General features: G+C 48.7%; 20 protein-coding genes, 1 tRNA gene and 1 pseudogene. 10 read left to right on the top strand and 12 right to left on the bottom strand.

The window, feature by feature from the left end; translation table 11 throughout:
- Nucleotides 1-36: 36 nt before the first annotated feature.
- Both RS889_RS17770 and RS889_RS17765 read right to left on the bottom strand, forming a co-directional pair.
- Entirely contained in the window at nt 37-1,242 is a 1,206-nt protein-coding gene (locus RS889_RS17770; protein ID WP_315708188.1) for a conjugal transfer protein TraF, read from the bottom strand.
- Between the two features lie 144 nt (nt 1,243-1,386).
- Entirely contained in the window at nt 1,387-2,313 is a 927-nt protein-coding gene (locus RS889_RS17765; protein ID WP_315708187.1) for a hypothetical protein, read from the bottom strand.
- Nucleotides 2,314-3,361: 1,048 nt separating this feature from the next.
- On the opposite strand from RS889_RS17765, the gene RS889_RS17760 reads away from it, so the two are divergent.
- Nucleotides 3,362-4,861 (top strand): TraI domain-containing protein, encoded by a 1,500-nt coding sequence (locus tag RS889_RS17760; protein ID WP_315708186.1) that lies wholly within the window; start codon nt 3,362-3,364, stop codon nt 4,859-4,861.
- 40 nt (nt 4,862-4,901) lie between these two features.
- Complete coding sequence (locus RS889_RS17755; protein WP_315708185.1) at nt 4,902-5,864, top strand: tyrosine-type recombinase/integrase; 963 nt, start codon at nt 4,902-4,904, stop codon at nt 5,862-5,864.
- A gap of 260 nt (nt 5,865-6,124) precedes the next feature.
- Here RS889_RS17755 and RS889_RS17750 read toward each other — a convergent pair.
- A tRNA-Phe gene (locus RS889_RS17750) sits at nt 6,125-6,200 on the bottom strand.
- Nucleotides 6,201-6,822: 622 nt separating this feature from the next.
- On the opposite strand from RS889_RS17750, the gene RS889_RS17745 reads away from it, so the two are divergent.
- Nucleotides 6,823-8,976 carry an ornithine decarboxylase gene (locus tag RS889_RS17745; RefSeq protein ID WP_315708184.1) on the top strand — a complete coding sequence of 718 codons (2,154 nt, stop codon included), beginning with the start codon at nt 6,823-6,825 and terminating at the stop codon, nt 8,974-8,976.
- Between the two features lie 49 nt (nt 8,977-9,025).
- Here the strand turns inward: RS889_RS17745 and ansP are convergent, their stop codons facing one another.
- Nucleotides 9,026-10,489, bottom strand: a complete 1,464-nt coding sequence (gene ansP / locus RS889_RS17740) for an L-asparagine permease (RefSeq protein WP_315708183.1) — start codon at nt 10,487-10,489, stop codon at nt 9,026-9,028.
- Nucleotides 10,490-10,790: 301 nt separating this feature from the next.
- On the bottom strand, nt 10,791-11,393 hold the full coding sequence (locus RS889_RS17735; protein ID WP_315708182.1) for a TetR/AcrR family transcriptional regulator: 603 nt from the start codon (nt 11,391-11,393) through the stop codon (nt 10,791-10,793).
- A 285-nt stretch (nt 11,394-11,678) separates the two neighbouring features.
- On the opposite strand from RS889_RS17735, the gene RS889_RS17730 reads away from it, so the two are divergent.
- Nucleotides 11,679-12,890 carry a Tm-1-like ATP-binding domain-containing protein gene (locus RS889_RS17730; protein ID WP_315708181.1) on the top strand — a complete coding sequence of 404 codons (1,212 nt, stop codon included), beginning with the start codon at nt 11,679-11,681 and terminating at the stop codon, nt 12,888-12,890.
- A gap of 54 nt (nt 12,891-12,944) precedes the next feature.
- Nucleotides 12,945-13,344: pseudogene (locus RS889_RS17725) on the top strand (phosphoenolpyruvate hydrolase family protein).
- A gap of 99 nt (nt 13,345-13,443) precedes the next feature.
- On the opposite strand, the gene mltC reads toward RS889_RS17725, so the two are convergent.
- Genes mltC through mutY form a run of 3 tightly spaced genes read right to left on the bottom strand, consistent with a single transcriptional unit; the run spans nt 13,444 to nt 15,948 of the window.
- Entirely contained in the window at nt 13,444-14,532 is a 1,089-nt protein-coding gene (mltC, locus tag RS889_RS17720) for a membrane-bound lytic murein transglycosylase MltC (RefSeq protein ID WP_315708180.1), read from the bottom strand.
- Nucleotides 14,533-14,587: 55 nt separating this feature from the next.
- Complete coding sequence (locus tag RS889_RS17715; RefSeq protein WP_021014827.1) at nt 14,588-14,860, bottom strand: oxidative damage protection protein; 273 nt, start codon at nt 14,858-14,860, stop codon at nt 14,588-14,590.
- Nucleotides 14,861-14,880: 20 nt separating this feature from the next.
- Nucleotides 14,881-15,948, bottom strand: a complete 1,068-nt coding sequence (gene mutY / locus RS889_RS17710) for an A/G-specific adenine glycosylase (protein WP_315708179.1) — start codon at nt 15,946-15,948, stop codon at nt 14,881-14,883.
- 160 nt (nt 15,949-16,108) lie between these two features.
- Between mutY and trmB the strand changes: the two genes are divergently transcribed.
- The 4 genes from trmB to RS889_RS17690 all read left to right on the top strand — a co-directional run bounded on the left by trmB (nt 16,109) and on the right by RS889_RS17690 (nt 21,874).
- Nucleotides 16,109-16,828 carry a tRNA (guanosine(46)-N7)-methyltransferase TrmB gene (trmB, locus tag RS889_RS17705; RefSeq protein WP_315708178.1) on the top strand — a complete coding sequence of 240 codons (720 nt, stop codon included), beginning with the start codon at nt 16,109-16,111 and terminating at the stop codon, nt 16,826-16,828.
- Complete coding sequence (locus RS889_RS17700) at nt 16,828-17,172, top strand: YggL family protein (protein ID WP_021014830.1); 345 nt, start codon at nt 16,828-16,830, stop codon at nt 17,170-17,172. The genes trmB and RS889_RS17700 overlap by 1 nt, the downstream gene beginning before the upstream one ends.
- Nucleotides 17,173-17,264: 92 nt before the next feature.
- Nucleotides 17,265-17,981 carry a YggN family protein gene (locus RS889_RS17695; protein WP_021014831.1) on the top strand — a complete coding sequence of 239 codons (717 nt, stop codon included), beginning with the start codon at nt 17,265-17,267 and terminating at the stop codon, nt 17,979-17,981.
- Nucleotides 17,982-18,937: 956 nt separating this feature from the next.
- On the top strand, nt 18,938-21,874 hold the full coding sequence (locus tag RS889_RS17690; RefSeq protein ID WP_315708177.1) for an autotransporter domain-containing protein: 2,937 nt from the start codon (nt 18,938-18,940) through the stop codon (nt 21,872-21,874).
- Nucleotides 21,875-21,931: 57 nt separating this feature from the next.
- Here the strand turns inward: RS889_RS17690 and RS889_RS17685 are convergent, their stop codons facing one another.
- The 4 genes from RS889_RS17685 to mutH form a co-directional block, all read right to left on the bottom strand.
- Nucleotides 21,932-22,972: an NADP(H)-dependent aldo-keto reductase gene (locus tag RS889_RS17685; protein ID WP_315708176.1), complete on the bottom strand. Its 1,041-nt coding sequence runs from the start codon at nt 22,970-22,972 to the stop codon at nt 21,932-21,934.
- A 132-nt stretch (nt 22,973-23,104) separates the two neighbouring features.
- The gene (locus RS889_RS17680) at nt 23,105-23,323 is read right to left on the bottom strand and encodes a YgdI/YgdR family lipoprotein (RefSeq protein ID WP_021014834.1); all 219 of its coding nucleotides are present in this window, start codon (nt 23,321-23,323) and stop codon (nt 23,105-23,107) included.
- Between the two features lie 160 nt (nt 23,324-23,483).
- Nucleotides 23,484-24,200: a TerC family protein gene (locus RS889_RS17675; protein ID WP_021014835.1), complete on the bottom strand. Its 717-nt coding sequence runs from the start codon at nt 24,198-24,200 to the stop codon at nt 23,484-23,486.
- Nucleotides 24,201-24,283: 83 nt separating this feature from the next.
- Nucleotides 24,284-24,970: a DNA mismatch repair endonuclease MutH gene (gene mutH / locus RS889_RS17670; RefSeq protein WP_315708175.1), complete on the bottom strand. Its 687-nt coding sequence runs from the start codon at nt 24,968-24,970 to the stop codon at nt 24,284-24,286.
- 188 nt (nt 24,971-25,158) lie between these two features.
- Here mutH and RS889_RS17665 point away from each other — a divergent pair, with 188 nt between their 5' ends.
- Nucleotides 25,159-25,305, top strand: coding sequence for a hypothetical protein (locus RS889_RS17665; RefSeq protein ID WP_021014837.1), 147 nt, complete (start codon nt 25,159-25,161; stop codon nt 25,303-25,305).
- Nucleotides 25,306-25,417 lie beyond the last annotated feature (112 nt).

The following is a 25,417-nucleotide window of genomic DNA, read 5'->3' as shown; positions in this document are numbered from 1 at the left end:
GGGGGACGGGTCATGTTGGACATGCCCCTGGCGGTATCAGAAAGTGACAGAAAGCTGGGCCACGGCACCGTAGGTACGATCCGTTCCGGCCATGCCGGTCAGATCGAGGTGAACGACGTCTAACGGAGAAATACCGATGCCGGCCGTCACGACATTGTTGCCACTGTTACGCATGTCAGCGCGGTAACCAGCACGTAGTTGCGCCCATGACCAGGCATTAAGTTCGGCACCGATGCTGGCATACTGTCTTTTTTCATCGGAGGCGAATCCACTGGCGGGCGTCATGTCAATGTCGGCCGCGAAGGTAACGAGTCCATTGCTCCACGCAGTACCGGCCGTGGCCTGAGGGCGAATGTTGAAACTGTCCTGCAGGCCATTCACTTTGCGGGTATCGACACTGCGTGCCACGAGGTTTTGTACTGCCAGTGCTACCGTCCACTCGGGAGTCAGGTCAGCAGAAAAACCAAGATCAACGTTGGCGCCGCTCTTTGAACGCTGCCAGTCACCACTGTGAAAGTCGGACGTGCTGTAGTTGTTGATGGCCACGTTGTAGTTCCAGGTATCAACACGCTGGAATTTTGGGGTGATCCCCACGGACACCGGCACCTTTCCCAGGGTAAACGGATGTGCCATGGCAATACCGTACTCACTGATCAGTGCGGCTACACCTTCAGCCCGCGAAGTCAGGTTGTTAAGCGTGGAGTCATCAGGCTGAACAAGGCCGGTGCTGGCAGCATCGAGATACGTCAGGTCGCTGTCACTCACCACGGCGCGCGCTTTCGCCTGTCCCCAGCCTTTAATGACCAGGGCAAACGGCAGGGTGGCATTCGGTACCGCAATCACCGCACCGACACCGGCATCTGCACGACCGCTGTGACCAGAGATATCGGTCAGCGATTTTCTGAGGTCAGCGGCTGAAGAAGCGGAATGACCGGTACCGGTGGTGTTCTCCAGATTGTCCCAGGCGTGTTTGACGTTATCGAAACCGTCCTGCAGGTTATCTGGGTCACTGACCTGGGCGCCCACGGCAGGCAGGATAATGCTGATATCATCGCTGGGGCCCGACTTTGTCAGCAGGGCGGGGTTCAGCAGCGGCGCCGCGCCGTATTTTGAGGAGGCGACGCCGGTTCCTCCCATCGCATCGTTACGGGCTTCAAACCAGGTACCGGCTGCCTGCGCCGTGGGCAGTGAAGATGCCAGACTGGCGACCATCAGGCAGCGTGTTATTAATGTGGCTTTCATTATTGTATTTTCCTGTGCAGTTTATGTTTTTTAGGTAAAAGAATTCCCTGATGCTGACGCACCGATTAAAATTATTTGTTTATTGAATAACGGATTAATTAATTAGTTCATGTCATCTATTTATTTTAACCACGCCGGTGTTGCCTATTTTTCAGAAAATCTGAGTGGCATTACTTCTTCTGTTTGCCACGCGGATAACTGTTTTGAAAAAAGTATTTTGTCCACAGCCATGATGGGCAGAACTTTTCCGGATGAGAGCAGGGATAATATGGCAGCATCGGCTACAGCGGTTGTAATAGAAGCACGCCCCTTTTTTTCCAGCACACCACAATATGAAAGAAAGTCTGAAATAAACGGCTCATGCCCACCATAGGGTATTTGCTCTCCAAGATATTCAACGGTGCGCAGCCTGATGCCATTGATCTTTTTAAATTGAATAAGGCAGACACTAATCAGTGTTTCATGACTGCGCATATCGACCGGTGGTGCGAGGTCATCGCGCAATAAGATAATCTGAGGTAATGGGGCTTCTGGTATTTCAGCTATTTTATTATCAATTTGTTTAGACAGACTGTGCCAGTCCGTAATATTGCCTGAGGTTATCCCTGGTGTGGCGACTTCACCCCGAAGCCATGCCTTGTTGACGTTAAACCAGTCAGCCATCTCTGAAAGCAACGGTGCCGTCAAATAATCCATCGTCCGTTCCCGGTTTTCCAGGACACTGAGACCGATGTTCCACTGAGACAACAGTGTGGCAACATCGGTGATCTTCAGATCATGGGCATCCATGAGTAGCTGAAAACGTTCAACAACCTGTGTTGCCCGAGCCTGGAAGGGAGACAGGGTCTCCCGGATCACGCCTTCAATCAAAACATTGATAAACTCGGAGGCTGAGATCCCCAACTTCGCCGAGACTTGCGTGACATATTCTCGGATACCTGGTTTGAACCTGACCGCCAATGGGTCCCCTGATTTTTTACTCTCCGTCGCGGCGGCGCTGAGCAGCACGCTGAGCTTATCGTCCTGTTCAAGGACCAGGTGTGAAAGCAGTGACGTGACGTTAAGGTTCATGGTTTTCCCTGGTGTTGAAATAATGTGCTGTATCGACTGTGTTTTATTCTTTGTATTCGATGTGAATACCATAATCAGACAGATTGCAGTTGTATAACGGACAATTTCGATCGTTCAGATCGAAACGGTTTATGTAGTCAGTATGAATACATCGCCGGAGGGGCATAACGGGAAATTGTTCATTCAGCATTGCAAATTAATGGGAGAGGCAGCAGATGATGGTCGTGCGCGGCGGCTTCCTCATTTTCGCAGCGGTTCCTGCAGGCCTTTTCCGTGGCTTTCATCCGTTTCCATGACAGCAGTCAGTGCCTCTTGTCTTTTTTGCGTATCACCAGAACACCACAGTGCACTGAGGGGGAATACCATCGCCATTCCTTCAGGAGTGTCTCAAGCTGAAGTCCTGACCGTTCTGCACGGCCCAATGGCCTTCCCAGGATGCGGTATTGGTAATGCTCTGGGGGAAAGTGGCGTAACAGTCTTGCTAGCCGCCGAGAGCTTAGCAGATGCGATGACAGGATAAGCGAGCGTCCAGGAGAGGCTAAGCCGGTACTGAGAGTGTGTATTAACGCGTCCCAAAAATGGGTGATGTCTCTGAGACCAGGCTGGCCAACAGAGAGCCAGGGGTTGAGGTGCAGCCATACTCTGTGTCGTTTTTTCATTAACACGAAAGGGGATCTTCTGAACAACAACATCACCCGTGATAACGGATTGAGCAGCAATGGGGAAAAATGAAGTATGCCGAACACCACCAATGAGCCTGATGTGATGCCTCTTCCGGTGATGATTAGGGTGATGGCGGCGCAGAGCAAAAGCCAACTGGAGGCAATCGTAGCCAGCAGGAAACGGTCTGATTTCATGCCTGTGTCTTACCTTTGAAAAAACACATTCATGCACATCCCTCTATTTTTCACCCGTTGAAATTCTTCATGCAGATCCAAAAAAAAGATCAAGAGGTTAATGGAGATAATCAATAAACAGTTCCGGCTTGCCAGGATAACGATAAAGCATAGCGTAATGCCCCTTTACGAGTGATTGATACGGGGCGGCAATGCTAAAGTGGATTGCAGGCAAGCTACATACTCTGACAGTAGATATGTCACCTCAGGTTGCTGTGGTATCAGAGAATCTGAATACCGGAGGGTGGTTTTCACCGCAAAATGCCGACGCGCTTCTGTCCACGCGGGCCAGAAAACAGGCGCTACAGCAGCTATGGGACAACAGTCCTTTCTCCCGACAGGTATGGGACGCGTTTTGGCTGGATCCGGTCAGGCGGCTGGCGGTCAGACTACAGCAGTTGCCGGCAGCGTCCACTGGGCCTTACGCCCGCGAGGGAGGCATGCTGGATGAGGCGCTGGAAGTGGCCGTTTGCGCGGTCAGGTTGTCCCGGGGATGGATGCTGCCGCCGGGGGCACCCCCGGAAGAACAGGCTGCACAGAGTGCTGCCTGGTGCACCGCCATTTTCTGGGCAGCATTGCTGCATGATCTGGGCAGCCTGGAGCAGATGGCTGCTTTTCATGAGGATGGTCGCCGGTGGTATCTGGGGGTCGAGGTGCCTGATGCGCCCTGGCGGGTGAGATTTTGTGATCAGACAACGAATTCAGTGGTCCGGGCTGCCACATCGGCTTATCGCTTGCTACCCTGTGAAGGCTTGCGCTGGGTGGCACGCTGGCCGCAACTGATGGACGCGTTGCTGGTTTACCTGTCGGGCGATAAGTCCGCTGCTGCTATCCTTCATGTCGCCGTGAGTGAGGCCCGCGAAAAATGTGGGCTGTTTGCTCAACACACCTCTCTCCTGTCTTCGGTCAACTCTGCAGCAGAAAATCCTGAGTCTTTACGCCAGAGTGCACTTCAGGCGTCTGCCGAACATCCCACCGATGAATTCGTTATCAGCCCCATTGTTTCTGCCAAGAATAATGATAATGACTCTCAGTCGCCGAATGGCGTACCTGTCTCTCTCCCCGGGTTGGAACTGGTCTCTGCCATCAGTCAATCCGAGCCAGTTGATGAGGCCGTATCGGGGACAGATACGCCATTGGAGGGAGGGACGCCGGGGGAATTATTGACGTTGTTGGATAAAATGACCGGCGCTGAACCCACGGATATCTCTGGCTCTGCTTCCTCCGAGAGTCTCTCCCCTGCGGAGGCTCTGCTTCAGCCAATCTCTGACGAGACATTCACCTCGGGAGAGCGTTTCTGGAACTGGCTGATTGATTCCACAGAGGAGGGAACATTAAGCGTTAATGCGCAGGACAGCCTGCTTCATATTATGGCGCAGTATGTTTTCATTCAAACGCCTGATTGTTTTTACCGTTACCTGGCAACGCGGAATAATGCTGAAGCAGATAAAAATGAGGTTCAAAAAACCTTTGAAGCCCTGAACAGGCATTATTCAAGGAATGGCAAGGGGATTTATATCTACAGAAAATATGAGAACGATGGTAGAGAAGGGCGTTTTACAAAAATGTCAGGTTATATGATCCCGGTAGCACAGGTTTTCAAGAAAGGTGTGGTGCTTTCTGATAGCCCATGGTTGGCACCTAATAAATAAGTATTAATGACATCTTTAATTGAATGATACGGAGAGTGAAATGGATTTGATTAATTATGACGATATATTGCAGGATTATTTCTTCAGTAAGGTATTAAGGCCGGCTACCGAGTTGAGTTATCGGAAGGTCGTTAATTCATTCAGGCGCTATACAGAAGATAACGTTTTACCTGGCCAGGTCAACAGACTGACCGTGCTGAATTGGCGCCGGTATATATTAAATGAACAGTGTCTGTCATCCATAACATGGAATAACAAAGTCGCGCATATGCGGGCGATTTATAATCATGTATTACAGCAACAAATCATTCCCCTGAAAGATAACCCTTTTAATGGCGTTGTTGTCAGACCCGATATTAAGCGTAAAAAAACGCTCACTGAGTCAGAGATCAAGAAAATCTATTTACTGCTGGAGGCCAGGGAAAAGGAGGAGGGCCTTGGCATTACTGAGAAAATACGCTCTGCACTGCGGCCGGCGTGGTATTGGCTTAGCGTAGTAGATACGCTTCGCTATACGGGGATGCGACAAAATCAGCTGCTCAATATTCGTCTGGAAGATGTTCAACTCGAGGAAGGGTGGATAAATTTACGATCAGAAGCGTCTAAAAATCACCGAGAGCACCGGGTTCCAATCACCCGATTACTGCGGCCCAGACTAGAACGACTGATTATGGTTGCCACAGAACGCGGCGCAACACACAGTGATATGTTGTTTAACGCAAGCCGGTTTGATGGACGAAAAAACATGCTAACTGACGTTATGGCTTATCAACCGCTGCGTGCTTTCTTCCGTCGGCTCTCGAAGGAGTGTCAGTGTACCATCACCCCGCACCGGTTCCGGCATACCATTGCTACCGATATGATGAAATCACCCGATCGTAATCTGAAAGTGGTTCAGACACTCCTTGGACATTCAAGTGTTGCGGTCACACTGGAGTATGTCGAAGGAAATATGGACAGTTTACGGTTGGCATTGGACGAGGTATTTGACAGACAGGGATAATACCAGGTCAAATTCAGGTGACTGAAAGCAAAAAAATGGCGCTTTCCTTTACAGAAGATTGACACTACCGGTAGGAAACTGTAAGAATTCTCATCGGAAGGACGAGAGAAAGCTAGAAAGTGTTTACAGACACTCTCTAGCTTCTTAGTCCCGAGTGTTCAACAATCGATGCGATAAGCATATTTATCACATGAAGTCGATTCGGGTACTTATGTCATGCCCGTTAAGGATCTCATCCCTTAACGAACAGGCTCTGAAGATGGTGCCCGGACTCGGAATCGAACCAAGGACACGAGGATTTTCAATCCTCTGCTCTACCGACTGAGCTATCCGGGCAACGGGGCGCATTAAACCGTATATCACTAAAGTCGTCAACGGGTTTCTGTCACAACTCGGTACGGTTGCTCTATTTTCAGTCACTAATGCTGGATTAATCATCAATATGGGTAATGGATGACATCAGTCGGTACAAAATGACTGTTATACCACTTGGTAATCCGTCCTGCTGAGTGAGTCTGTTTTCTTGAATTTGACCTAAAAGAGTGCCACTATTGCGCGGTTTATGACTTCCCATTCACTTGTGGTTATAGAGGGCCGCTGATATGCCAGATTCAATGCTCATGGTGCGGAAACAATGTGCCAGAACTTTGATGATGTCGCAGTATGCTGGTGGTTCTGTTTCTGCTTTCTTCACTCCCCGTTTATCCTTTGTCACCATGCGGTGAGGCATAATGACGCTCACTGTTAGACATGATTAAAAATAGAGTAACTCCTCTGATTTTACTGATGTCTATCGGATGGTGCTGATCCCAGTTTTCCCATTCGTTATCGGCAATTTAACGCTGTAGATCATGCATGTGTCGTGATTGATTGGCATTGTAGTTGGTTGGGAACCTTATTCCTGCACTGTGTCTTCTAGGCACGTACACTCATCCTTAACCGTTTTAGGTTTGGTTACATGAAACAGTTAAAAATTGCGGCTAATGCGGCGATTGCCTCCCGTATAATCACAACGCGTCCGATTGTGGCGTTGAGTCAGACCGATTTTACCGATATCGCTGCTGTAGTCGTCTCGGTGGAAGAAGCGCGCAGCGGCATTTTGTCGGTGCTGCATCACACCGGTTTTGCTATTCCGGCTTTTGTGGCGCGGGAGCAAACGAATGACAGTCTGGAAATGCTGCCACCTGGCAGTGAGTGGTTGTGGCTGGATGAGTCTGGCGAACACGCAGAAACTCTGGAACAGGCAGCGGAAGGTTATCAGCGCGCGCTGTTGCCACCTTTCTTTGGTCGGCTGATCAAATATGCCGCTATGGGAAATAGTACATTTGCCTGCCCAGGACATCAGGGCGGGCAATTCTTTCGCAAGCATCCGGCGGGCCGTCAGTTTTATGAGTTTTATGGCGAAAATGTGTTCCGTTCGGATATCTGTAATGCCGATGTCAAACTAGGCGATCTGCTGATTCATGAAGGGGCCGCTAAAAAGGCGCAAAAGTTTGCTGCCCGGGTATTTAACGCGGATAAAACCTATTTCGTGCTGAACGGGACCTCGGCAGCCAATAAAGTGGTGACTAATGCACTGTTGACCCGTGGCGATCTGGTGCTGTTTGACCGCAATAACCATAAATCTAACCATCACGGCGCGTTGATTCAGGCTGGCGCTACACCGGTTTATCTGGAAACAGCGCGAAATCCGTTTGGCTTTATTGGCGGTATTGATGCGCACTGTTTTGATGAAACCTATCTGCGTGAGCTGGTGCGGGAGGTCGCGCCGGAACGTGCTGATGAACAGCGTCCTTTCCGGCTGGCGGTGATTCAGCTTGGTACTTATGATGGCACCATCTATAACGCCCGTCAGGTGGTGGATAGTATTGGCCATCTGTGTGATTACATCCTGTTTGATTCCGCGTGGGTGGGATATGAGCAGTTTATTCCGATGATGGAACAGTGCTCTCCGCTGTTGCTGGAACTGAACGAGAATGATCCCGGTATTTTCGTTACTCAGTCGGTACACAAGCAGCAGGCTGGTTTTTCCCAAACGTCACAGATCCATAAAAAGGATACTCACATTAAAGGGCAGAAGCGGTTTTGCAACCACAAACGCCTGAACAATGCGTTTATGCTGCATGCCTCGACCAGTCCGTTTTATCCGCTGTTTGCCGCGCTGGATGTCAATGCCAAGATGCATGAAGGTGCTGGTGGTCGCCGTTTATGGCTGGAGTGCGTCAAGTTAGGGATCGAGACTCGCAAGCAACTGTTGGCGTGCTGCTCACTCATCCGGCCGTTTGTCCCGGTCAGTGTCGGCGGGATCCACTGGCAGGATCACGAAACCGACGTAATGGCGCAAGATGTCCGTTTCTTCAATTTCAGGCCGGGTGATCGCTGGCATTCGTTTGAAGGTTATGCGCCGGAGCAGTATTTTGTCGACCCCTGTAAACTGTTACTGACCACCTCAGGAATTGATGCGCTCACCGGTGATTACACCCCATTTGGTATTCCGGCCACAATTCTGGCGAATTATCTGCGTGAACACGGCATTATCCCGGAGAAATGCGATCTTAATTCCATCTTGTTCCTGCTAACGCCAGCGGAAGATAGTCTCAAGATGCAGCATCTGGTGCAGGCTCTGGTTCGTTTTGAGCAGTTGATTGAACAGGATGCACCGCTGAGTAGCGTGTTGTCGGGGTTGTATCATAAATATGAACAGCGTTATGAAGGTTATACGCTGCGCCAGTTATGCCAGGAAATGCATAATTTTTATGTCAGTCATAATGTGAAACTGCTACAAAAAGCGATGTTTCGTAAATCCTCTTTCCCTGAAGTGGTGATGTTGCCGCAGGAAGCCAATAGCGCTTTTGTCCGGGGTGATATCGAGTTCATTGCGCTGGATGAAGCTGAAGGTCGTGTTGCGGCAGAAGGCGCATTGCCTTATCCACCGGGAGTGCTTTGCGTGGTGCCAGGCGAAGTATGGGGCGGCGCGGTACTGCGTTATTTCCTGGCGTTAGAAGAAGGAATCAATCTGATGCCGGGTTTCGCACCGGAGTTGCAAGGGGTTTACAGCGTGGCGCAAGCCGATGGTAGTAAGCGACTGTATGCGCATGTGATTGCACAGTAAACACAGTAACCAACCCAGATAATCCCCGGGAATTCCCGGGGTTTTACGCTCAATTGACCAGACTTTTGTGCTCAGTATCCGGCCGATTGACCTCTTTTTGCCGTTTGCGCAAACCATACCAGCCAGCGATCAGCACCAATACCAATATGGGTATGGTGGCGATAGTCCAGGTTCCGTTCGGGTAGTCCATTGCCATCAGAACCAATACCCCTAGCAGGAATGCCAGCGTTAACCAGGAGGTCACCGGTGCACCAGGCATTCTGAACGATACGGGTTTGGCTTTTCCTTCCCTTATGGCCTGTCGTAGTTTCATTTGACAGATGATGATGAACCCCCAGGAGCAGATAATGCCAAGAGACGCAATGTTCAAAACAATTTCAAATACCTGTGATGGCACGATGTAGTTCAGGAATACACCAATGATATAAATGCCCACCGTCACCAGAATGCCGGTATAGGGTACGGACTGGCTACTCATCTTGGACATGAACTTCGGTGCGGAGCCGCCGAGCGACAAGGAACGCAGAATGCGACCAGTCGAGTAAAGCCCAGAGTTAAGGCTGGAAAGCGCGGCTGACAATACCACGAGATTCATGATAGTACCGATGTAGGGTATACCCAGTTTGCTGAAGAAGGTGACAAACGGACTTTCTCCAGCTTGATAGGCATTCCACGGCAGCAGGCACACCAGCAGGATCACCGAGCCTACGTAGAATAAGCTGATGCGCCAGATAACACTGTTCACCGCTTTGGGTAACATATTTTCCGGATCTTTGCACTCTCCGGCGGCGGTACCGATGAGCTCAATGCCAGCAAAGGCAAAAATAACGCCCTGAACCAGAACCAATGCAGGTAACAAACCGTGTGGGAACATGCCGCCATTGTCGCTGATCAAATGAAAGCCAGTGGGATTACCACCCAGCATTTTGCCGCTTCCGAGAAACAGGGTTCCGACAATCAGAAAGAGGGAGATCGCCGCGACTTTGATTAGTGCAAACCAGAACTCCATTTCCGCAAACCACTTTACGCCGATCATATTCATGGTGGTGACAATACCCAGCGCACTTAACGCAAATACCCATTGAGGCACATCAGCAAAGGTGCCCCAGTAATGCATATAAAGCGCGACCGCGGTAATGTCGACAATCCCTGTCATCGCCCAGTTAAGAAAGTACATCCATCCTGCTACGTAGGAGGCTTTTTCCCCCAGGAATTCCCGAGCGTAGGAAACAAAACTTCCGCTGGAAGGGCGATGTAGAACCAGCTCTCCCAGCGCCCGCAGAATAAAGAACGAAAATATCCCGCAGACCAGATAAACCAGAGCCAGTGCCGGTCCTGCCATTTGCAGACGGGCACCTGCGCCAAGAAACAATCCGGTACCGATGGAACCGCCAATGGCGATCATCTGTACCTGGCGGTTTCCCATGCTTTTGTGATATCCCGCTTCATGTGAGTCCAGCCAGCGCCGTTTCGCGGCATGGTGCTCGGTATCTGTATTTTTATGCTGATTCATTACCGGTTTAATTCCCTTGTCTGTCATTCAGGAGTCTGAAATTGATGTTTTATTTTAATCAGTTAGCTGTAAATCAGGTTTTCTGCGCGCCGTACAACCCGAACCAACAGGGAGGGCGGCGTTAAAAACATCAGCGATGCTACCTTTTCTTAACAAGGGAGGCAAAAATTGTCTGGGTTGGTAAAGAATCAAAATAAGAGGGTTATAAGAGAAACACGTAGAAAGCCAGAATAACTTGATTAAATAAGGTATTTCTATGGTTTTTCTGGCTGTGTAATCAATTAATCATAGCATTTGCTTATTACTGTGACGATATGTTTACGGCCTTGGCGTCTTCTTCAGCCTGGCGTAAAATTGCCTTGGCTACCCATTGGGTGACATCCTGAACTTCGCCATTGTCCAAATTCCAGATATCTTTCAAAACCAGAAACACCTCAGAGCCGTAAATCAGTGACAGAGCATAAATGACCCGCTGTTGCTCCTGTTCCGTGATCTTACCTGTCAGCGGTTCGGTCGCCAGTTTGAGCAATTGCTTGCGATTACCACGAACCAGCCTGTCACCATGCTGACGATCTGCCCATTGTTGCAGCGAAAGCTGCAATGCCGCCCGCAATGCACCTTCATGCTGAAACATCCGTGGATAGGCGAAGCTCAGTAGCTCGGCAACCCGTAATTTTGCATCGGGCTGGGTAGGATGCCAGGCAAGAATTGGCCCCAGGCTTTCAGCGACCACAGCAGAAACCAACGCACTTTGAGTAGGAAAATAACGATACGCTGTCGCACGGGAGAGCTGTGCTTCGGCGGCGATGTCGGTAATCGAAGGAAAAACTTCCTGATCGAACATTTTTATGGCGGTTTCAATCAACAGCCGGCGGGTTCGTGCTCGTGTGGATGTGAGTGTCATTTCCTGTCCAGTCACGTAGGCCTCATTATTTTTATCACGCTATGGTCAGACAGCAGGCCGCTGTATTGACGGCAATATAATAAAATGGGTGATACACCTGCCATGTCAACTTTTACGCTACAACATACAGTAACGACAATATTTTTGTGAGACCTCAATCTCATTTGATTGCTTAGTGATTTGCGATATTGATACGGCAGTCTCATTATGTATTGATAATAAAATTACTTAACATGCTAATTATTAAGTATTTTTATAGATTAACCAGATGTAGGAAAGGAGTCAATGGGGAAGGGATCAGGTAGTATTTATATTGCAACTACATCAGATACTAAAGGAAAAGAACTGTTTTACATCCGAGATCTGATTGCGGCAACCGGACTTGATACTGTCACTGTTGACCTTTCTACCAAGTCGTTGACTGAGGATGCGGGAACTGATATCAGGGCTGGCACTGTGGCGTCTTATCATCCACAGGGGGCAGCAGCGATATTCTGCGGTGACCGTGGATGTGCGATTAGCGCCATGGCGCAAGCGTTTGAGCGTTTTATGCTATCTCGTGAAGATGTCGCAGGTTTGTTAGGGTTGGGAGGATCCAGTGGTACCGCGTTGATCACTCCGGCGATGCAGGCTCTACCCATTGGCTTGCCCAAGCTGATAGTTTCAACTATGGCGTCGGGCGACATTTCAGGTTACATCGGTGCTAGCGATATCAGCATGATGTACTCGGTTACCGACGTATCCGGCCTGAACCGAATTTCTCGTCAGGTGCTGGGCAATGCCGCGCACCAGATGGCCGGAGCCGTGAAGTTCCGTACGCAGCAAAACCATGATGATAAACCGGCGCTGGGGCTGACCATGTTCGGCGTCACTACACCTTGCATTCAGGCTGTCTGTCAGGCGCTGGAAAACGATTTTGACTGTCTGGTCTTCCATGCTACCGGCAGTGGTGGTCTGGCGATGGAAAAACTGGTGGACAGTGGCTTGTTGGCAGGTGTGCTCGACCTTACGACCACTGAGGTGTGTGATTTATTATTTGATGGTGTATTGGCCTGTATGCCGGAACGGTTTGATTCCATTGCCCGAACACAACTGCCATATGTCGTTTCCTGTGGTGCGTTGGATATGGTGAATTTCGGCCATCCTTTCACCATTCCTGGAAAATACGCTGGTCGGTTATTTCATAACCACAATGCACAGGTCACTCTGATGCGTACCACGGTGGAAGAGAACATCGTTATGGCGAAATGGATTGGCAACAAGCTTAACCATTGTGAAGGCGAAGTTCGTTTTCTGATCCCGGATGGCGGTTTTTCTGCACTGGATGCTCCTGGTCAGGCGTTTTGGGATCCATCGGCACAAAAAGCCTTTAGTCAGACGTTGGAAATGACAGTAAACCAAACGGAGAAACGGCAGATAGTCCACTTGCCGTACCACATTAACGATCCTTTGTTTGCCAGCACGGCAGTGGCTGTGTTTAGGGCTCTGTTCAGATAAGGAGAAAAAACATATGTGCAACATCATCAGCCGTTGTTGACAAAATTTAAGGAGATGATTGCCTGTCGTGAACCGATTATCGGTGGCGGAGCCGGTATGGGTCTGTCGGCGAAGTGTGAAGAAGCGGGTGGCATTGACCTGAACATCATATAACTCAGGTCGTTATCGAATGGCCGGACGTGGTTCGTTGGCGGGTTTGCTGGCATACGGCAACTTCCGCGCCAATCTGGAAGAGACCGGTATGGGGTACGCTCTGGAAGTGGACATGATCCGTCTGGCGCATGAGAAAAATATGCTGACCACACCTTATGTATTCAGTGCGGAAGATGCGCAATACATCATGGAACATTGTCCACAATGTGATGGTTTTTATGGTGCCAGTTCGATGGAGCGTCTACCGACAGAAATAGCATTAACGGATACTACAAAGCAGTTCAATAGCATCACGCGTTAATATTTTTAGGCTGATTATTTGCCAACAGCGGGGAAAATATAGCCAGCAGGAACACCCTGCTGGCTACATCATTTGTGACTATACCTGTCATCTTGAAATCTATTGAGTATAGCGGCCAAGCCGGTAGTTTTTTTGCGCCAAATTGACCTTGTACAGATAGTGGCGTGACTCGGCAGACGGGTGACGTGTTACCAGTGTCTGGTAGATTTCACTTGGCGACATCCCGTTAATGATATTCACCGCTTTATTCTTATCATTAGAGAATACTCGCAGTACGCTGCCTGCACCGCCATTGTAAGCACTAATCATGGCGTAACGCCGTGATGTGGGGTTCTCAATGCCCGCCAGATAGACATTTTTCAGAATCGACAGATAAGCGGTGCCCGTGTCAATATTCTTTTCCGGGTCAAACAGATAGCTGCGACTCGGTTTTCCCCATTTTCCCCTCATCTTGAATACGTCGCGTCCGGCGCTATGTTGAACGACCTGCATTAATCCCAGGGCGTCGGAATTACTCACGGCATAAGGGTTAAAACTGGATTCTGTCTGCATGATGGCGAGAATCAGTGATGAATCAATACCGTAGCGCTCAGATGCCTGGCGCACGATGGGCAGATACTTGTGAGCACGCTTATCAAGGTGGTTAGGTACTAACTGGATGGTAACAGACCAGATAACATGCAGCCCGGAGGTGCGGCTTTGCAGTTTGGTCTGAAGCAGATAATCGGCAAAGGCACTGGCTCGGCCTTCCCAGCGAATCGGTTGCCCGGTGTTATCCAGCACCTGACCGTATAACATCGGTTCGCGACTGATCTGGATATCATTGGCATCGGAATACAGGTCAGTGTTGCTGGCATCATCTCCCATCAATAACGTGGTGATAATCGCCTGACGCAGGCTCGCTCGATAGTTGGTGGCTGAAATCGTCTCGACGGTAATTGTCCCCGTCTCAAAGTTGATATGGCTACGTGTCAGATATTGATCGGAGTATTTTACGTAGTCTTTGGGGCCGGCTATCAGTACTTCATTGATACCCCAGATGTTTTCAATATTGTTGGCAAATTGCCCCATCAGAATATCAAAAGCGTTGGTATCTTTGATAAAAGCTTCGTTGTCAACGTACCCCTTTTTACTGGAGCAGGAGATCAGCAATGGGGCGACGAGCAGCAAAACTAACAGTTTCTTCATTGTATAAAACCGTATAGGGATAGGGACGAATTCAAGGCCATGGATCCTTCACTAATCAATGGTCTGGCGGAGTATATCCGTCAATGTGAACGTCCTGCCCCTCGAACAGGAATTTCTCCATCTCCTGTTCCAACAATTTGCGGTGTTCAACATTCATCATGCTGAGTTTTTTTTCATTAATTAGCATGGTTTGTTTAGTTTGCCACTGTGCCCAGGCTGTTTTGGAAATGTTGTTATAAATGCGTTTTCCCAACTCACCGGGGTACAATTGAAAATCCAGTCCTTCGGCGTCTTGTTGTAAAAAAGTACAAAAAATCGTTCTACTCATGCTTATTCCTCTTTTATCGTTCAAGAATCAACGGATGCTGATCGTGGCTTAGCCAACTGACGTAACAACCGGTCTACCGGAGCGGCTACCCCGACGGAAGGAGGCTGCGTTAAGTTATACCAAAGACCGGCGCCTTCATCCATGCAGGAACGATATGGTGCGGCATTGATCCATAACGGCACGATATCCAGATGAAAATGACTGAAAGTATGGCGAAATGCCACCCACTGTTGCAGTTGATCTGTTTTTATACCACGTTGCCGCAACCAGCTCTCTAGTTCATCCCGATTATTGAACTGTGGAAAACAGAATAGCCCTCCCCATAATCCCATGGCCGGACGTTGCTCCAGCCAGACCGTATCATCCTGTTGCAGCAGTAAAAACCAGGCCGTTTTTTCCGGCAGTGTTTGTTTGGGTTTTTTACCGGGATATTCAGTCCAACTGTGGTTGGCATAGGCGATGCAGCAATTATTCAGTGGACACAGTTCGCATTTTGGCCGACTGCGAGTGCATACCATGGCCCCCAGATCCATCATGGCCTGATTGAAGCAGTTGACGTGCTGTGCCGGCGTGACATCCTCACTGATAGCCCATAATCGCTGTTCCACGTCTTTTTTCCCCGGCCAGCCAGCGACGGCATAACAACGAGCCAGAACGCGTTTTACATTGCCATCCAGAATAGGGTAGTGCTGTTCTAGCGCCAGCGAAAGAATGGCACCGGCGGTTGAACGGCCAATACCAGGTAAATCGGCGATGGCTTCAAACGTAGTGGGAAATATTCCACCATGCGTTGCCGTGATAATCTGAGCGGCTTTATGCAAATTACGGGCGCGAGCGTAATAACCCAACCCGGTCCATAAATGCAGCACTTCGTCCAACGGTGCAGTTGCCAGCGCGGTTACATCGGGAAACTTTGCCATGAACCGCTGGAAATAAGGAATAACGGTAGTCACCTGAGTCTGCTGTAACATTACTTCAGACAGCCAGACTTTATACGGCGTTTTTTTCAGTTGCCAAGGTAGGGTTTTGCGACCATATCGCTCATACCAATCCAGCACCTGTCGAGTGAACGGTTGCGTTTGCATCATTGAAATAAGGTATTATCCGGCAGGTGAAAATTTGATTGGGATTCCAGCACAGAGTGAATGCGCTGTAAACCGGAACTTTCCGACGCTGTTTACTTGCTAAACACCGGTATCCTTGCATAATGCGCGTTTCCTTAATGAAATCGGACTCACATAACGCACTATGATTAATAATGTCATCTCCCCGGAATTTGATGAAAACGGGCGTCCGCTGCGCAGGATTCGCAGTTTTGTTCGCCGCCAGGGACGCCTGACGAAAGGGCAACAACAAGCGCTGGATAACTTTTGGCCAGTGATGGGCGTGGAATACCAGGATGAAGCACTGGATTTTACCCAGTTGTTCGGGCGTGATGCACCAGTAGTGCTGGAAATCGGCTTTGGGATGGGCGCTTCGCTGGTGACGATGGCAGAGCAGCATCCAGAGCAGAATTTTTTAGGAATAGAAGTCCATCGGCCTGGTGTGGGGGCCTGTCTGTTTTCAGCTCAGGATGCCAATCTCGGCAATTTGCACGTCATGTGTCATGACGCGGTAGAAGTGCTGGAAAAAATGATTCCTGATGGCTCCCTGTCGATGGTGCAGTTGTTTTTCCCCGATCCGTGGCATAAGGCACGACATAATAAACGGCGTATTGTGCAGGTGCCGTTTGTGGAGTTGGTGTTGCGTAAGCTTAAGGTCGGCGGTGTATTTCATATGGCGACCGATTGGGAACCTTATGCAGAACATATGCTCGAAGTGATGAGTTCAGTCACTGGTTATCGCAATCTTGCCGAGAATAATGACTATGTACCGCGGCCAGCTTCCCGGCCGTTAACGAAATTTGAAGCACGTGGCCAGCGTTTGGGGCATGGTGTCTGGGATCTTATGTTTGAGAGGATGAACTAATGGCAAAGAATCGTAGCCGTCGTTTACGCAAAAAAATGCATATTGACGAATTTAAGGAATTTGGTTTCTCAGTAAACTGGCGCTTCGCCGAAGGGACCGATGTTAATGGGATCGATCGTATACTGGATCAATTTGTGGACGACGTAATTGAACCAAACGGTCTGGCATTTGAAGGTAGTGGTTATCTGCAATGGGAAGGGCTGATTTGCCTGCAAAAGCAAGGTAACTGCACAGATGAACATCGCCAACAGGTGATGAGCTGGCTGAAAGATCATCAGTTGACAGAAGTAAGCGTTAGTGATCTGTTTGATATTTGGTGGGATTTGCCTGCCAACCTCGCTTAATCCTGCCTTTCTATCTGTCGGTCATCTCTTGTCTTTCAGGCCGGAGATGACGCCTGTTGCCGCTTTTAGCGCTGTTTTTTCAGGAGAAAGATATGTTGCGTAGAATGACCCTCGGTATATTGATGTTGTTTGCCTGGCAAGCCCAGGCGAGCTATCAGTGTAGTGTCCAACCTCAGGATGACATCATCATTAGCCCGCAGAGTGTTAAGGTGGTGGGCGCTAGCGGTGATTTACAGTTTTCCCCGCAAGGAGATGTGATACAAAACGGAGTACCGCTATCCCTTAATGCTTCCCAGCGCCAGCAGGCAAAATCGTATCAGGCGGCACTGCGCGAGCAGCTTCCGTGGATTGATAACGGTGCAGAGCAACATCTGGAGAAAGCAAATCAGGCACTGGATAAAGTGATTGTGCAAGAACTGGGTAGTGACAGTGGTGTGCGTAAACGCTTGACTGCGCTGGATACACAGTTAAAACAGCAGATGGAGCGTATTATTGAGCACCGTAGCGACGGTCTGACGTTCCATCACAACGCGATTAAGCAGGTAGAACAGGACGGTCGTCAGATTGTGCAGAACAGTCTGGGTGGGGTGTTGCAGGATAGTCTGAATGAAATGGGTGTTAAGCAGATGTCCAATGGCGGCAGTAATCCATTGCAGGCGATAATGGGGAATCTGGGGGGGTTACAGAAAGCGATTCAGAGTGAATGGAACAATCAAGAAATGGATTTTCAGCGCTTTGGGCATGATGTATGTAGCCGCGTAACCGCATTGGAAAAACAGCGCCAGACTCTTTTACAGTCAATTAAATAGCCTTCTTTTGAAAAAGACGAGGTTTTTTATTTCTCGTCTTTTTATTATTCTTTTTCCAAATTATACCCACCCTTGTTTCTTAAAACATCTTATTCCTTTAATAATAATCCATTGTTGAAAATAACTGCGATTGTTTGATGGTGTTAATATTGATGTCATTTTGTTTCTTTGTTCATATTTCGTCATGAAAAAATAAAATAAATAGCTTTTTTTGTTCATTTTTTAATGTAATCATTTAGATAAGAGATTCTCATTTTTTTGTAAATTGTTATTTTTAATAAGTTGAGTGTTTTTGTTGGTAGCTTTGTGATTAGTTATAATTCAATGGATGAATTTTAAATTAAGCATCGCCTTTACATAATTTATGTGTCTTTAATAATAATGATATTTTCTGATATCACTCATGATGAGTGGAATGGAATATCGTCCCTTTTAGTGTGTATATACCTAATAGATTTCGAGTTGGTGGAAGGTGGCACGTGAAGGAATTTCGATGAGCTTACTCAAATAAGAGTTTGGGTGATAAATCTGCCGGAAGCCAGTGTGGCCGCTGCTTGCAACAACAGACCCAGCGATGGGCCAAGTAATTGTGCGCCATCAATGCAGTTGAAACTCGAAAAGTGACAAGTATATCAACCCATTAATTGAATTATGTATTAACCCTTGCACAGCAAATGACAAGCACGATGGTATTTCGATGACGCGAATAGGAATAAACACTTTTCGCCAGGAAAGCTACATGTTTTTTAATTGCCAGGGTGAATGTATGTATGAAAATTAATAAATCGTTTTTTAATCATTTTAATGAAATATCAGGATCCTATTCTAGATATATTTGGAAACCACTTGAAAACCAGCGAAGTGATTTAAAATTAATTTGTTGGCTATTACTCACGGCCGTTATTACGTTTTCGGTTAATTCTGTTTTTGCGGCTACCGCAGAGGATTTCCGCACTATGGAATATATGCGCAATGGTGCAGCACTGGATTCCATACACGCTGCTGAAGCCTATGCGTTAGGTTATACCGGAGCCGGAGTGACTGTCGGTATTATTGACAGAAATGCAGATTTAACTGGCGATGAATTTCAAGGCAGAATAGATTCCGGTGCGCACTGGATCAGTGATCCAAACGATGGTAATGATCACGGTTTCTGGGTGGCGGGTGTTATCGGAGCAGCCAAAAATAACATCGGCATTCATGGTGTTGCCTATAACGTGAATTTGTTGCCATTGGGTACCGATGCCAGCACGCTAGCGCTAGCACAAGCGATGCAGACGATGGCAGCACACCCGGATGTCAAAATCATCAACAACAGCTGGGGTTTCAGTCTGTATTATGACGAAATCGCTTCTTATGGTTCTGATACCCAGGCTGAACTGACCGATACCATAATCCCGATATTCCAGTCTTTAGGGGAAACGCTGGCCAATCAAGGGCAACTGATGGTGTTTTCTGCCGGTAATGATGGTCATTTAACACCGTCACTTCTCTCTGCATTCCCCACATTACTGGATACCACTGGTTTTCAGGATAATATTGCCAATAACTGGCTCAACGTGATGGCGTATGATCCTACCCAGGCAAGTACCAGTGCCGCGTTTATCGCCACGTTCAGCAATCTGGCGCAGGGCGCTTCAGATTACAGCCTGCTAGCGCCAGGAGTGGGTATTAACACCACTTCTGAAAATAATAGCTATGTGACAACCAATGGGACCTCTTTTGCCGCACCTTATGTTTCCGGTGTTGCGGCGCTGGTCAGCGAAGCGTTTCCTTACATGAGCGGCAAACAACTCGCCGATGTCTTGCTTTCTACTGCCACGCGGCTTACCGGCGCAAACTTGCCGAAAGCGGTAGTTCTGCTCCGTCAAGATTTTGACGATTCCCAGCAACTTACTGGCGTTACCATCAAGGTCTATTCCACCAGAACGGGGATTACGTTTAGCGATGAAGAAATGACGGCATTGATCAAATCAGTGAAAATTCAAATACCTTCCGTGGCGGATGATCGAGTAAAAGCAGTCATTCTAGCGGCCGCGACCGATCAGAGTATTACGGTACTTTCCCAAAACGATTATGGAGCATTGTTTGGTCAAGGCATTGTGAACGCCTATAAGGCAGTACAAGGTCCGGGGGCGCTGAATGCCAAACGTTTGACCGACAGCGACCTGAATGACGGTCAGTTTGGTGGCAAATACGCGCTGTACTCCGTCAATACGCAAGGCTTCGACAGTACCTGGAGTAATGATATCGCTCAGGTGAAGAACGATGTCAGTAGTAGTACGTTGTTTCAGCTTGATGTTGGCTTGCGCAAACAAGGAACTGGAACCCTGTATCTGACTGGGAATGATACGTTTGCGGGGCCTACCGTGATCGAAGGCGGCAAGTTGGTGGTCGGCAAAGTGGCTGGCGGCAGTGGTAGTCTGGCGGGTAGTGTCTGGGTGGCGTCTGGTGCCGTACTGGGCGGACACGGAACGGTCAAGGGCTCGGTGGTTGTCCAGAGTAATGGAACCCTCTCTCCCGGTAACTCTATCGGGACGTTGACCGTGGGGAATGTGCTGTTTAACCCTGGGTCGGTGTATGAGTATGAGATTGATTCACAAGGGAATACAGATAAGCTCATCGTGACAAACAATGCCGCCCTGGCAGGGACGCTGAAGGTGGTGAACCAGAATGTCGGGCATTTAGGCGATCACTTTACCCTGCTAGAGGTGGGTGGAACCCTTTCTGGTTCGTTTGATAATCTGGAAGCAGCCAATAGCGCGCTGTTTTTAACGGATAAGCTTGGTTATGGCGCACAAAACGCTTTCATTGATGTAACACGAAATAATGTGTTGTTCAGTGATGTGGCATTGGGCAGTAATCAGAAAGCGGTGGCAAACGCTATCGAAAGTCAGTCTGGTGGCCCGGTATTTAGCGCCATTGCTGATTTACAGGATGTGGGGTCGGCGCAACGTGCGTTCGATAATCTCAGCGGAGAATTTTTCGCGACATCCCGCAGTGCATTGATACAAAACAGTCGGTATGTGCGTGATGCACTGAACAGTACCATGCGTACTGCTGGTATGGCGGAACACCCTTGGTTAAACACCTGGACCTATGATGGGCACCAGGATAGTGAAGGCCCCAGGGCAGGGGTGAAGCATGATGGCTACGGCTTGTTGATAGGGAATGGTGGCCGGATAGGTAAACAGGGGGCCATGGGGTTCGCCATCGGTGCGGAAAAAGGTCAGATTACCATGGATGATCGTGCCTCCCGCGCTGATGTAACTGCTTATCATATTGCGGGATATCTCTCTGGTCACACATTAGCCCTCGATCTGCATTCCGGGATCAGTTATAGCTATCTGACTCTGGATAGTCAGCGGGATATTACTGTTGCTGGGCTGAATGGAGTGGCGGAAGCAGATTATCACGCCAATCTGGCACAGGGATTTGTTGAAGCCAGCCACCGGTTCAGCTTTTTTGATATTGTCAGCTTTGAGCCCTATGGCAATGCTGCCTATGTATGGTTGCAAAGCCCGCGTGGGCAAGAAACCGGCAATCGTGCCGCGCTGGTTTTTGACAAGGAAACCAGCGAAGCCGCGTTTACGACTGCGGGTTTGCGGATGGAAATCCAACTTTTGTCCAGCGTACCGATCTCGCTCTACGGCGATGTGGGTTATCAACACCGTATGACTGAGGAGGCTAACCAGATGCAACTCCAGTTTGTTCAGGGGGGGGATCAGTACGAGGTGGAAGGTTTGCAACCGGCAGAGAACCTGACTCTTCTTCGCGTTGGCGTGAAAGCGGATTTTAGTCGAGATATGCATTTATTGCTTGAATATCAGGGAGATCATGCGGCCAATGTAAAGGATGACAGTGCCAGAGTGCAGTTCAGTATGGCGTTCTGACGGCAGATGCAGCATCGTCTCTGTAAGAGACGATGCTGCATGGTAAGCCGATAAAGATCAAGGTGCCGGAATGGTGAAACGACGGTGGATCGCCTCCAGTTCGGCCAGTAATTCTGCACTTAATGTCAGATCCTGGCTGGCAAGGTTGATTTGCAGTTGCTCAATTGATGTCGCTCCCAGCAGTGTTGTCGCGACAAAGGGCTGTTGGCGGATAAATGCCAGTGCCATTTGTGCCGGATCGAGGCTATATTTCTGTGCCAATGCGACATATTCGGCAATGGCATGCTGGGTATGTGGGGCGGAATAACGGACAAAGCGACTGAACAGAGTATTACGTGCTCCGGCCGGTTTAGCGCCATTAAGATACTTGCCAGTCAGAGTACCAAACGCCAGACCTGAATAGGCCAATAGCTCCACCCCCTCATGCTGACTGATTTCTGCCAGACCTATCTCAAAGCTGCGGTTGAGCAGATTGTACGGGTTTTGGATCGATACAATGCGTGGCAGGTCATGCTTTTCCGCCAGTTGCAGGTAGCGCATCACACCCCACGGTGTTTCATTGGATACGCCGACATAGCGGATTTTACCCGCCCGTACCTGCTCATTCAGGGCTTCCAGTGTTTCCAGTAATGTTACCGTCGGTTTTTCATCACTGTATTGGTAGCTCAGCTTGCCGAAACAGTTGGTTTGCCGCTGCGGCCAGTGTAACTGGTACAGATCAACGTAATCCGTATTTAGCCGTGTCAGGCTGTCATTCAGCGCATCACGGATATTTTTACGATCCAGTGCTTGCTGCGGGCGAATGCCATTATCGTTACCACGTGTCGGGCCTGCGACTTTAGTCGCTATGATGAGTTTTTCACGTCCACCACGGCTTTTCAGCCAGGAGCCGATATAACGTTCGGTCAGTCCCTGGGTTTCCGGGCGTGGAGGAACAGGATACATTTCAGCAGCATCAATCAGATTAACCCCGGCGGCAATGGCGTGATCCAATTGGGCATGGGCTTCAGATTCACTGTTTTGTTCACCAAATGTCATCGTGCCGAGACCTAGCACACTGACTTCTAAAGAACTGTGGGGAATACGGTGATATTGCATTGCCAGCTTCCTTTTTGTCTGAGAGGAGCAGGTGCTCGTCAAGGCACCTCAGTCTGACTATAACCAAGCCTCGTCAGAGGGGAAAGCGTCTTTACGTGTAATCTAGCGTATCGGACCAGGGAGCGGTGGCTGTTAGCGTTCAATAATCTGGGAGATTTTGTTGCGGTTAATCTGGTGATGGTTGCCATTTTCATCAGTATAACTGAGCATCCCGGTGTTTTTATCCAATGTGGGTTTGCCTTTGGTTAACAGCATCTGGCCTTCCTGTGTGGCAATGACGTAGTCACTTGCACAGCCGGAGAGCTGAGTAATTAATGCCAGAGTGAGCGCCGTTTTCATCCAAACGTTCATGGTGGTGTACCTGTTGTTAACAGCAAAAAAACTGAAGGTTGTTCGACCAGCTTACCAAAGAGATTTGATGATTTAATTAGGATTAATGGAAGAAAATAACTGATATTTAGAAAAAAATATGTCAGGAAAACGAGTATGTCCACCCGTTTCCCCGTGTTATTCAGACGGCTTTATCCGACTTTTTACCACGCACCAGATTTAGCGCTTCTACCGACATTGAGAAAAACATGGCGAAATAGATGTAACCCTTCGGCACATGGATGTCGAAACCCTCTAGTATCAGAGTGAATCCCACCAGAATCAGGAAAGCGAGGGCCAGCATTTTCACTGAAGGGTGACGCTCCACGAATTCACCGATAGGACGGGCAGAGAACATCATTACCCCAACGGAGATCACGACTGCAGACATCATGATAAACAGATGGTCAGACAAGCCGACTGCGGTGATCACCGAATCCAGACTGAAGATAATATCGAGCATCATGATCTGCACGATGGCGCCACAAAACGAGTACACCATTGAAGCGTGATCTTCTGATCCTCCCTCAATGGTTTCATGAATTTCTTTGCTGGATTTCCATAGCAGGAACAGTCCCCCGGAGAGCAAAATCAGGTCACGGCAGGAGATTACATTTCCCATTACGGTAAACAGTGGGTTTGTCAGCCGGATAACCCAGGCGATGGAGGCCAACAGCCCGAGGCGCATTAACATCGCCCCAAGCAAACCGATGCGACGGGCCTTGTTTTGCCGCGCTTTTGGGAGTTTTGCGACAACCAGAGAAAGGAAAATAATGTTGTCGATACCCAAAACAACTTCCAGAATGGTGAGTGTACCTAACGCCAACCAGGCGTTGGGATCTGCAATCCAATTGAACATTGTAACATTGCACCTTTAAATAAAACGTAAACGATAATTATAGGCTGCCCGGTTAGTCTGGAGGCAATATAATGCGTGACAAATCAGAGTAAAAAGTGACGAGCCAGCAGCGGGGCGGTAAATGCTTTTTTTAAATAAAAACCACGAGGCAGTGTCATAATCGGCTGACCATACTCGCCGATGGCTTCTGTCAATGCCCGGCTATTAGCCGCTTTGGGGCGCAGTTGCAGCACTTCACCATGCCGTGCAGTAATGCTTTCTACCTTGCCCAGTACGATGAGATCCATTAGTTCTTCCCAGTCTTGTTTCAGTTTTTCTTCTTCTTCTGCACTGGGACTCCATAATAATGGTGCGCCAATACGGCGTTCGGCCAGCGGAATATGACGCGCACCTTCAACCGGAATCCACAACACTCGCGCCAGTTTATAGCGTACGTGGCTGTTTTCCCAGGTAACGCCACTGTTGCCAGTTAGCGGTGCCACGCAAACGAAGGTCGTTTCCAATGGCCGCCCGGTTTCATCCACGGGAATGGTTTTCAATTCTATCCCTATCTGTGGAAAATCCGGTTCAGGCTTACTGCCCGCACTGGCTCCCAGAAAACGTTCCAATAGAACGCCGGTCCACCCTTTATCGTGTTTCAGATTGGCAGGTATCGGCAGTTGGGCCATGTTTGCCAGTTCTGCCAGGTTATAACCTGCCAGCGCACGGGCACGTTGCAGCAACTCCTGCTCATTCTCTGGTGGGATGTTGTGGATCGAAGGTGAATACATACCATTACCTGATTTTGATTAAAAAAAGCACACTCAGCGGTGATAGTAGAAAATAGATAACGCTAACCATGAATAAGAATAATAATAACATGATTCTGCTGGATTTTTTCTTGATGATATTTATCACTCAGCATATCACTATTAACTTGTGCACGGTAAGACACCGGGAATGAACAGGATTGCACACCATGTTATCCACAGTTTTTTGGGATAAGTGGAATAAGTTGGGATCACTGGTTCCATTTACAGCCTTGACGGCCGCTTTTTTTGCTGGTTTTGCCGGTTTTTTGTTTGATATTACCTCAGCGTCTGTGGATAAAATGTCCGTAGCGTGATATTTCACCGATTTTAGTGATCCGTTTTTTTTGTCGGGTTATACACGGGTATAAATGTGGTAGAGGATAGAAATAACATCATGAAATTAAAAAGCTATTTTAAATTTTAATC

This window comes from Brenneria uluponensis (genome assembly GCF_032395385.1).
Taxonomy (GTDB): domain Bacteria; phylum Pseudomonadota; class Gammaproteobacteria; order Enterobacterales; family Enterobacteriaceae; genus Prodigiosinella; species Prodigiosinella aquatilis.
This window is presented reverse-complemented; position numbering and strand designations above follow the sequence as displayed.

What these genes read in the sequence shown, in the direction of transcription:
- RS889_RS17770 (WP_315708188.1), bottom strand. Translation starts at nt 1,242, where the DNA reads ATGAAAGCCACATTAATAACACGCTGCCTGATGGTCGCCAGTCTGGCA.
- RS889_RS17765 (WP_315708187.1), bottom strand. Translation starts at nt 2,313, where the DNA reads ATGAACCTTAACGTCACGTCACTGCTTTCACACCTGGTCCTTGAACAG.
- RS889_RS17760 (WP_315708186.1), top strand. Translation starts at nt 3,362, where the DNA reads ATGCTAAAGTGGATTGCAGGCAAGCTACATACTCTGACAGTAGATATG.
- RS889_RS17755 (WP_315708185.1), top strand. Translation starts at nt 4,902, where the DNA reads ATGGATTTGATTAATTATGACGATATATTGCAGGATTATTTCTTCAGT.
- RS889_RS17745 (WP_315708184.1), top strand. Translation starts at nt 6,823, where the DNA reads ATGAAACAGTTAAAAATTGCGGCTAATGCGGCGATTGCCTCCCGTATA.
- ansP (WP_315708183.1), bottom strand. Translation starts at nt 10,489, where the DNA reads ATGAATCAGCATAAAAATACAGATACCGAGCACCATGCCGCGAAACGG.
- RS889_RS17735 (WP_315708182.1), bottom strand. Translation starts at nt 11,393, where the DNA reads ATGACACTCACATCCACACGAGCACGAACCCGCCGGCTGTTGATTGAA.
- RS889_RS17730 (WP_315708181.1), top strand. Translation starts at nt 11,679, where the DNA reads ATGGGGAAGGGATCAGGTAGTATTTATATTGCAACTACATCAGATACT.
- mltC (WP_315708180.1), bottom strand. Translation starts at nt 14,532, where the DNA reads ATGAAGAAACTGTTAGTTTTGCTGCTCGTCGCCCCATTGCTGATCTCC.
- RS889_RS17715 (WP_021014827.1), bottom strand. Translation starts at nt 14,860, where the DNA reads ATGAGTAGAACGATTTTTTGTACTTTTTTACAACAAGACGCCGAAGGA.
- mutY (WP_315708179.1), bottom strand. Translation starts at nt 15,948, where the DNA reads ATGATGCAAACGCAACCGTTCACTCGACAGGTGCTGGATTGGTATGAG.
- trmB (WP_315708178.1), top strand. Translation starts at nt 16,109, where the DNA reads ATGATTAATAATGTCATCTCCCCGGAATTTGATGAAAACGGGCGTCCG.
- RS889_RS17700 (WP_021014830.1), top strand. Translation starts at nt 16,828, where the DNA reads ATGGCAAAGAATCGTAGCCGTCGTTTACGCAAAAAAATGCATATTGAC.
- RS889_RS17695 (WP_021014831.1), top strand. Translation starts at nt 17,265, where the DNA reads ATGTTGCGTAGAATGACCCTCGGTATATTGATGTTGTTTGCCTGGCAA.
- RS889_RS17690 (WP_315708177.1), top strand. Translation starts at nt 18,938, where the DNA reads ATGGAATATATGCGCAATGGTGCAGCACTGGATTCCATACACGCTGCT.
- RS889_RS17685 (WP_315708176.1), bottom strand. Translation starts at nt 22,972, where the DNA reads ATGCAATATCACCGTATTCCCCACAGTTCTTTAGAAGTCAGTGTGCTA.
- RS889_RS17680 (WP_021014834.1), bottom strand. Translation starts at nt 23,323, where the DNA reads ATGAACGTTTGGATGAAAACGGCGCTCACTCTGGCATTAATTACTCAG.
- RS889_RS17675 (WP_021014835.1), bottom strand. Translation starts at nt 24,200, where the DNA reads ATGTTCAATTGGATTGCAGATCCCAACGCCTGGTTGGCGTTAGGTACA.
- mutH (WP_315708175.1), bottom strand. Translation starts at nt 24,970, where the DNA reads ATGTATTCACCTTCGATCCACAACATCCCACCAGAGAATGAGCAGGAG.
- RS889_RS17665 (WP_021014837.1), top strand. Translation starts at nt 25,159, where the DNA reads ATGTTATCCACAGTTTTTTGGGATAAGTGGAATAAGTTGGGATCACTG.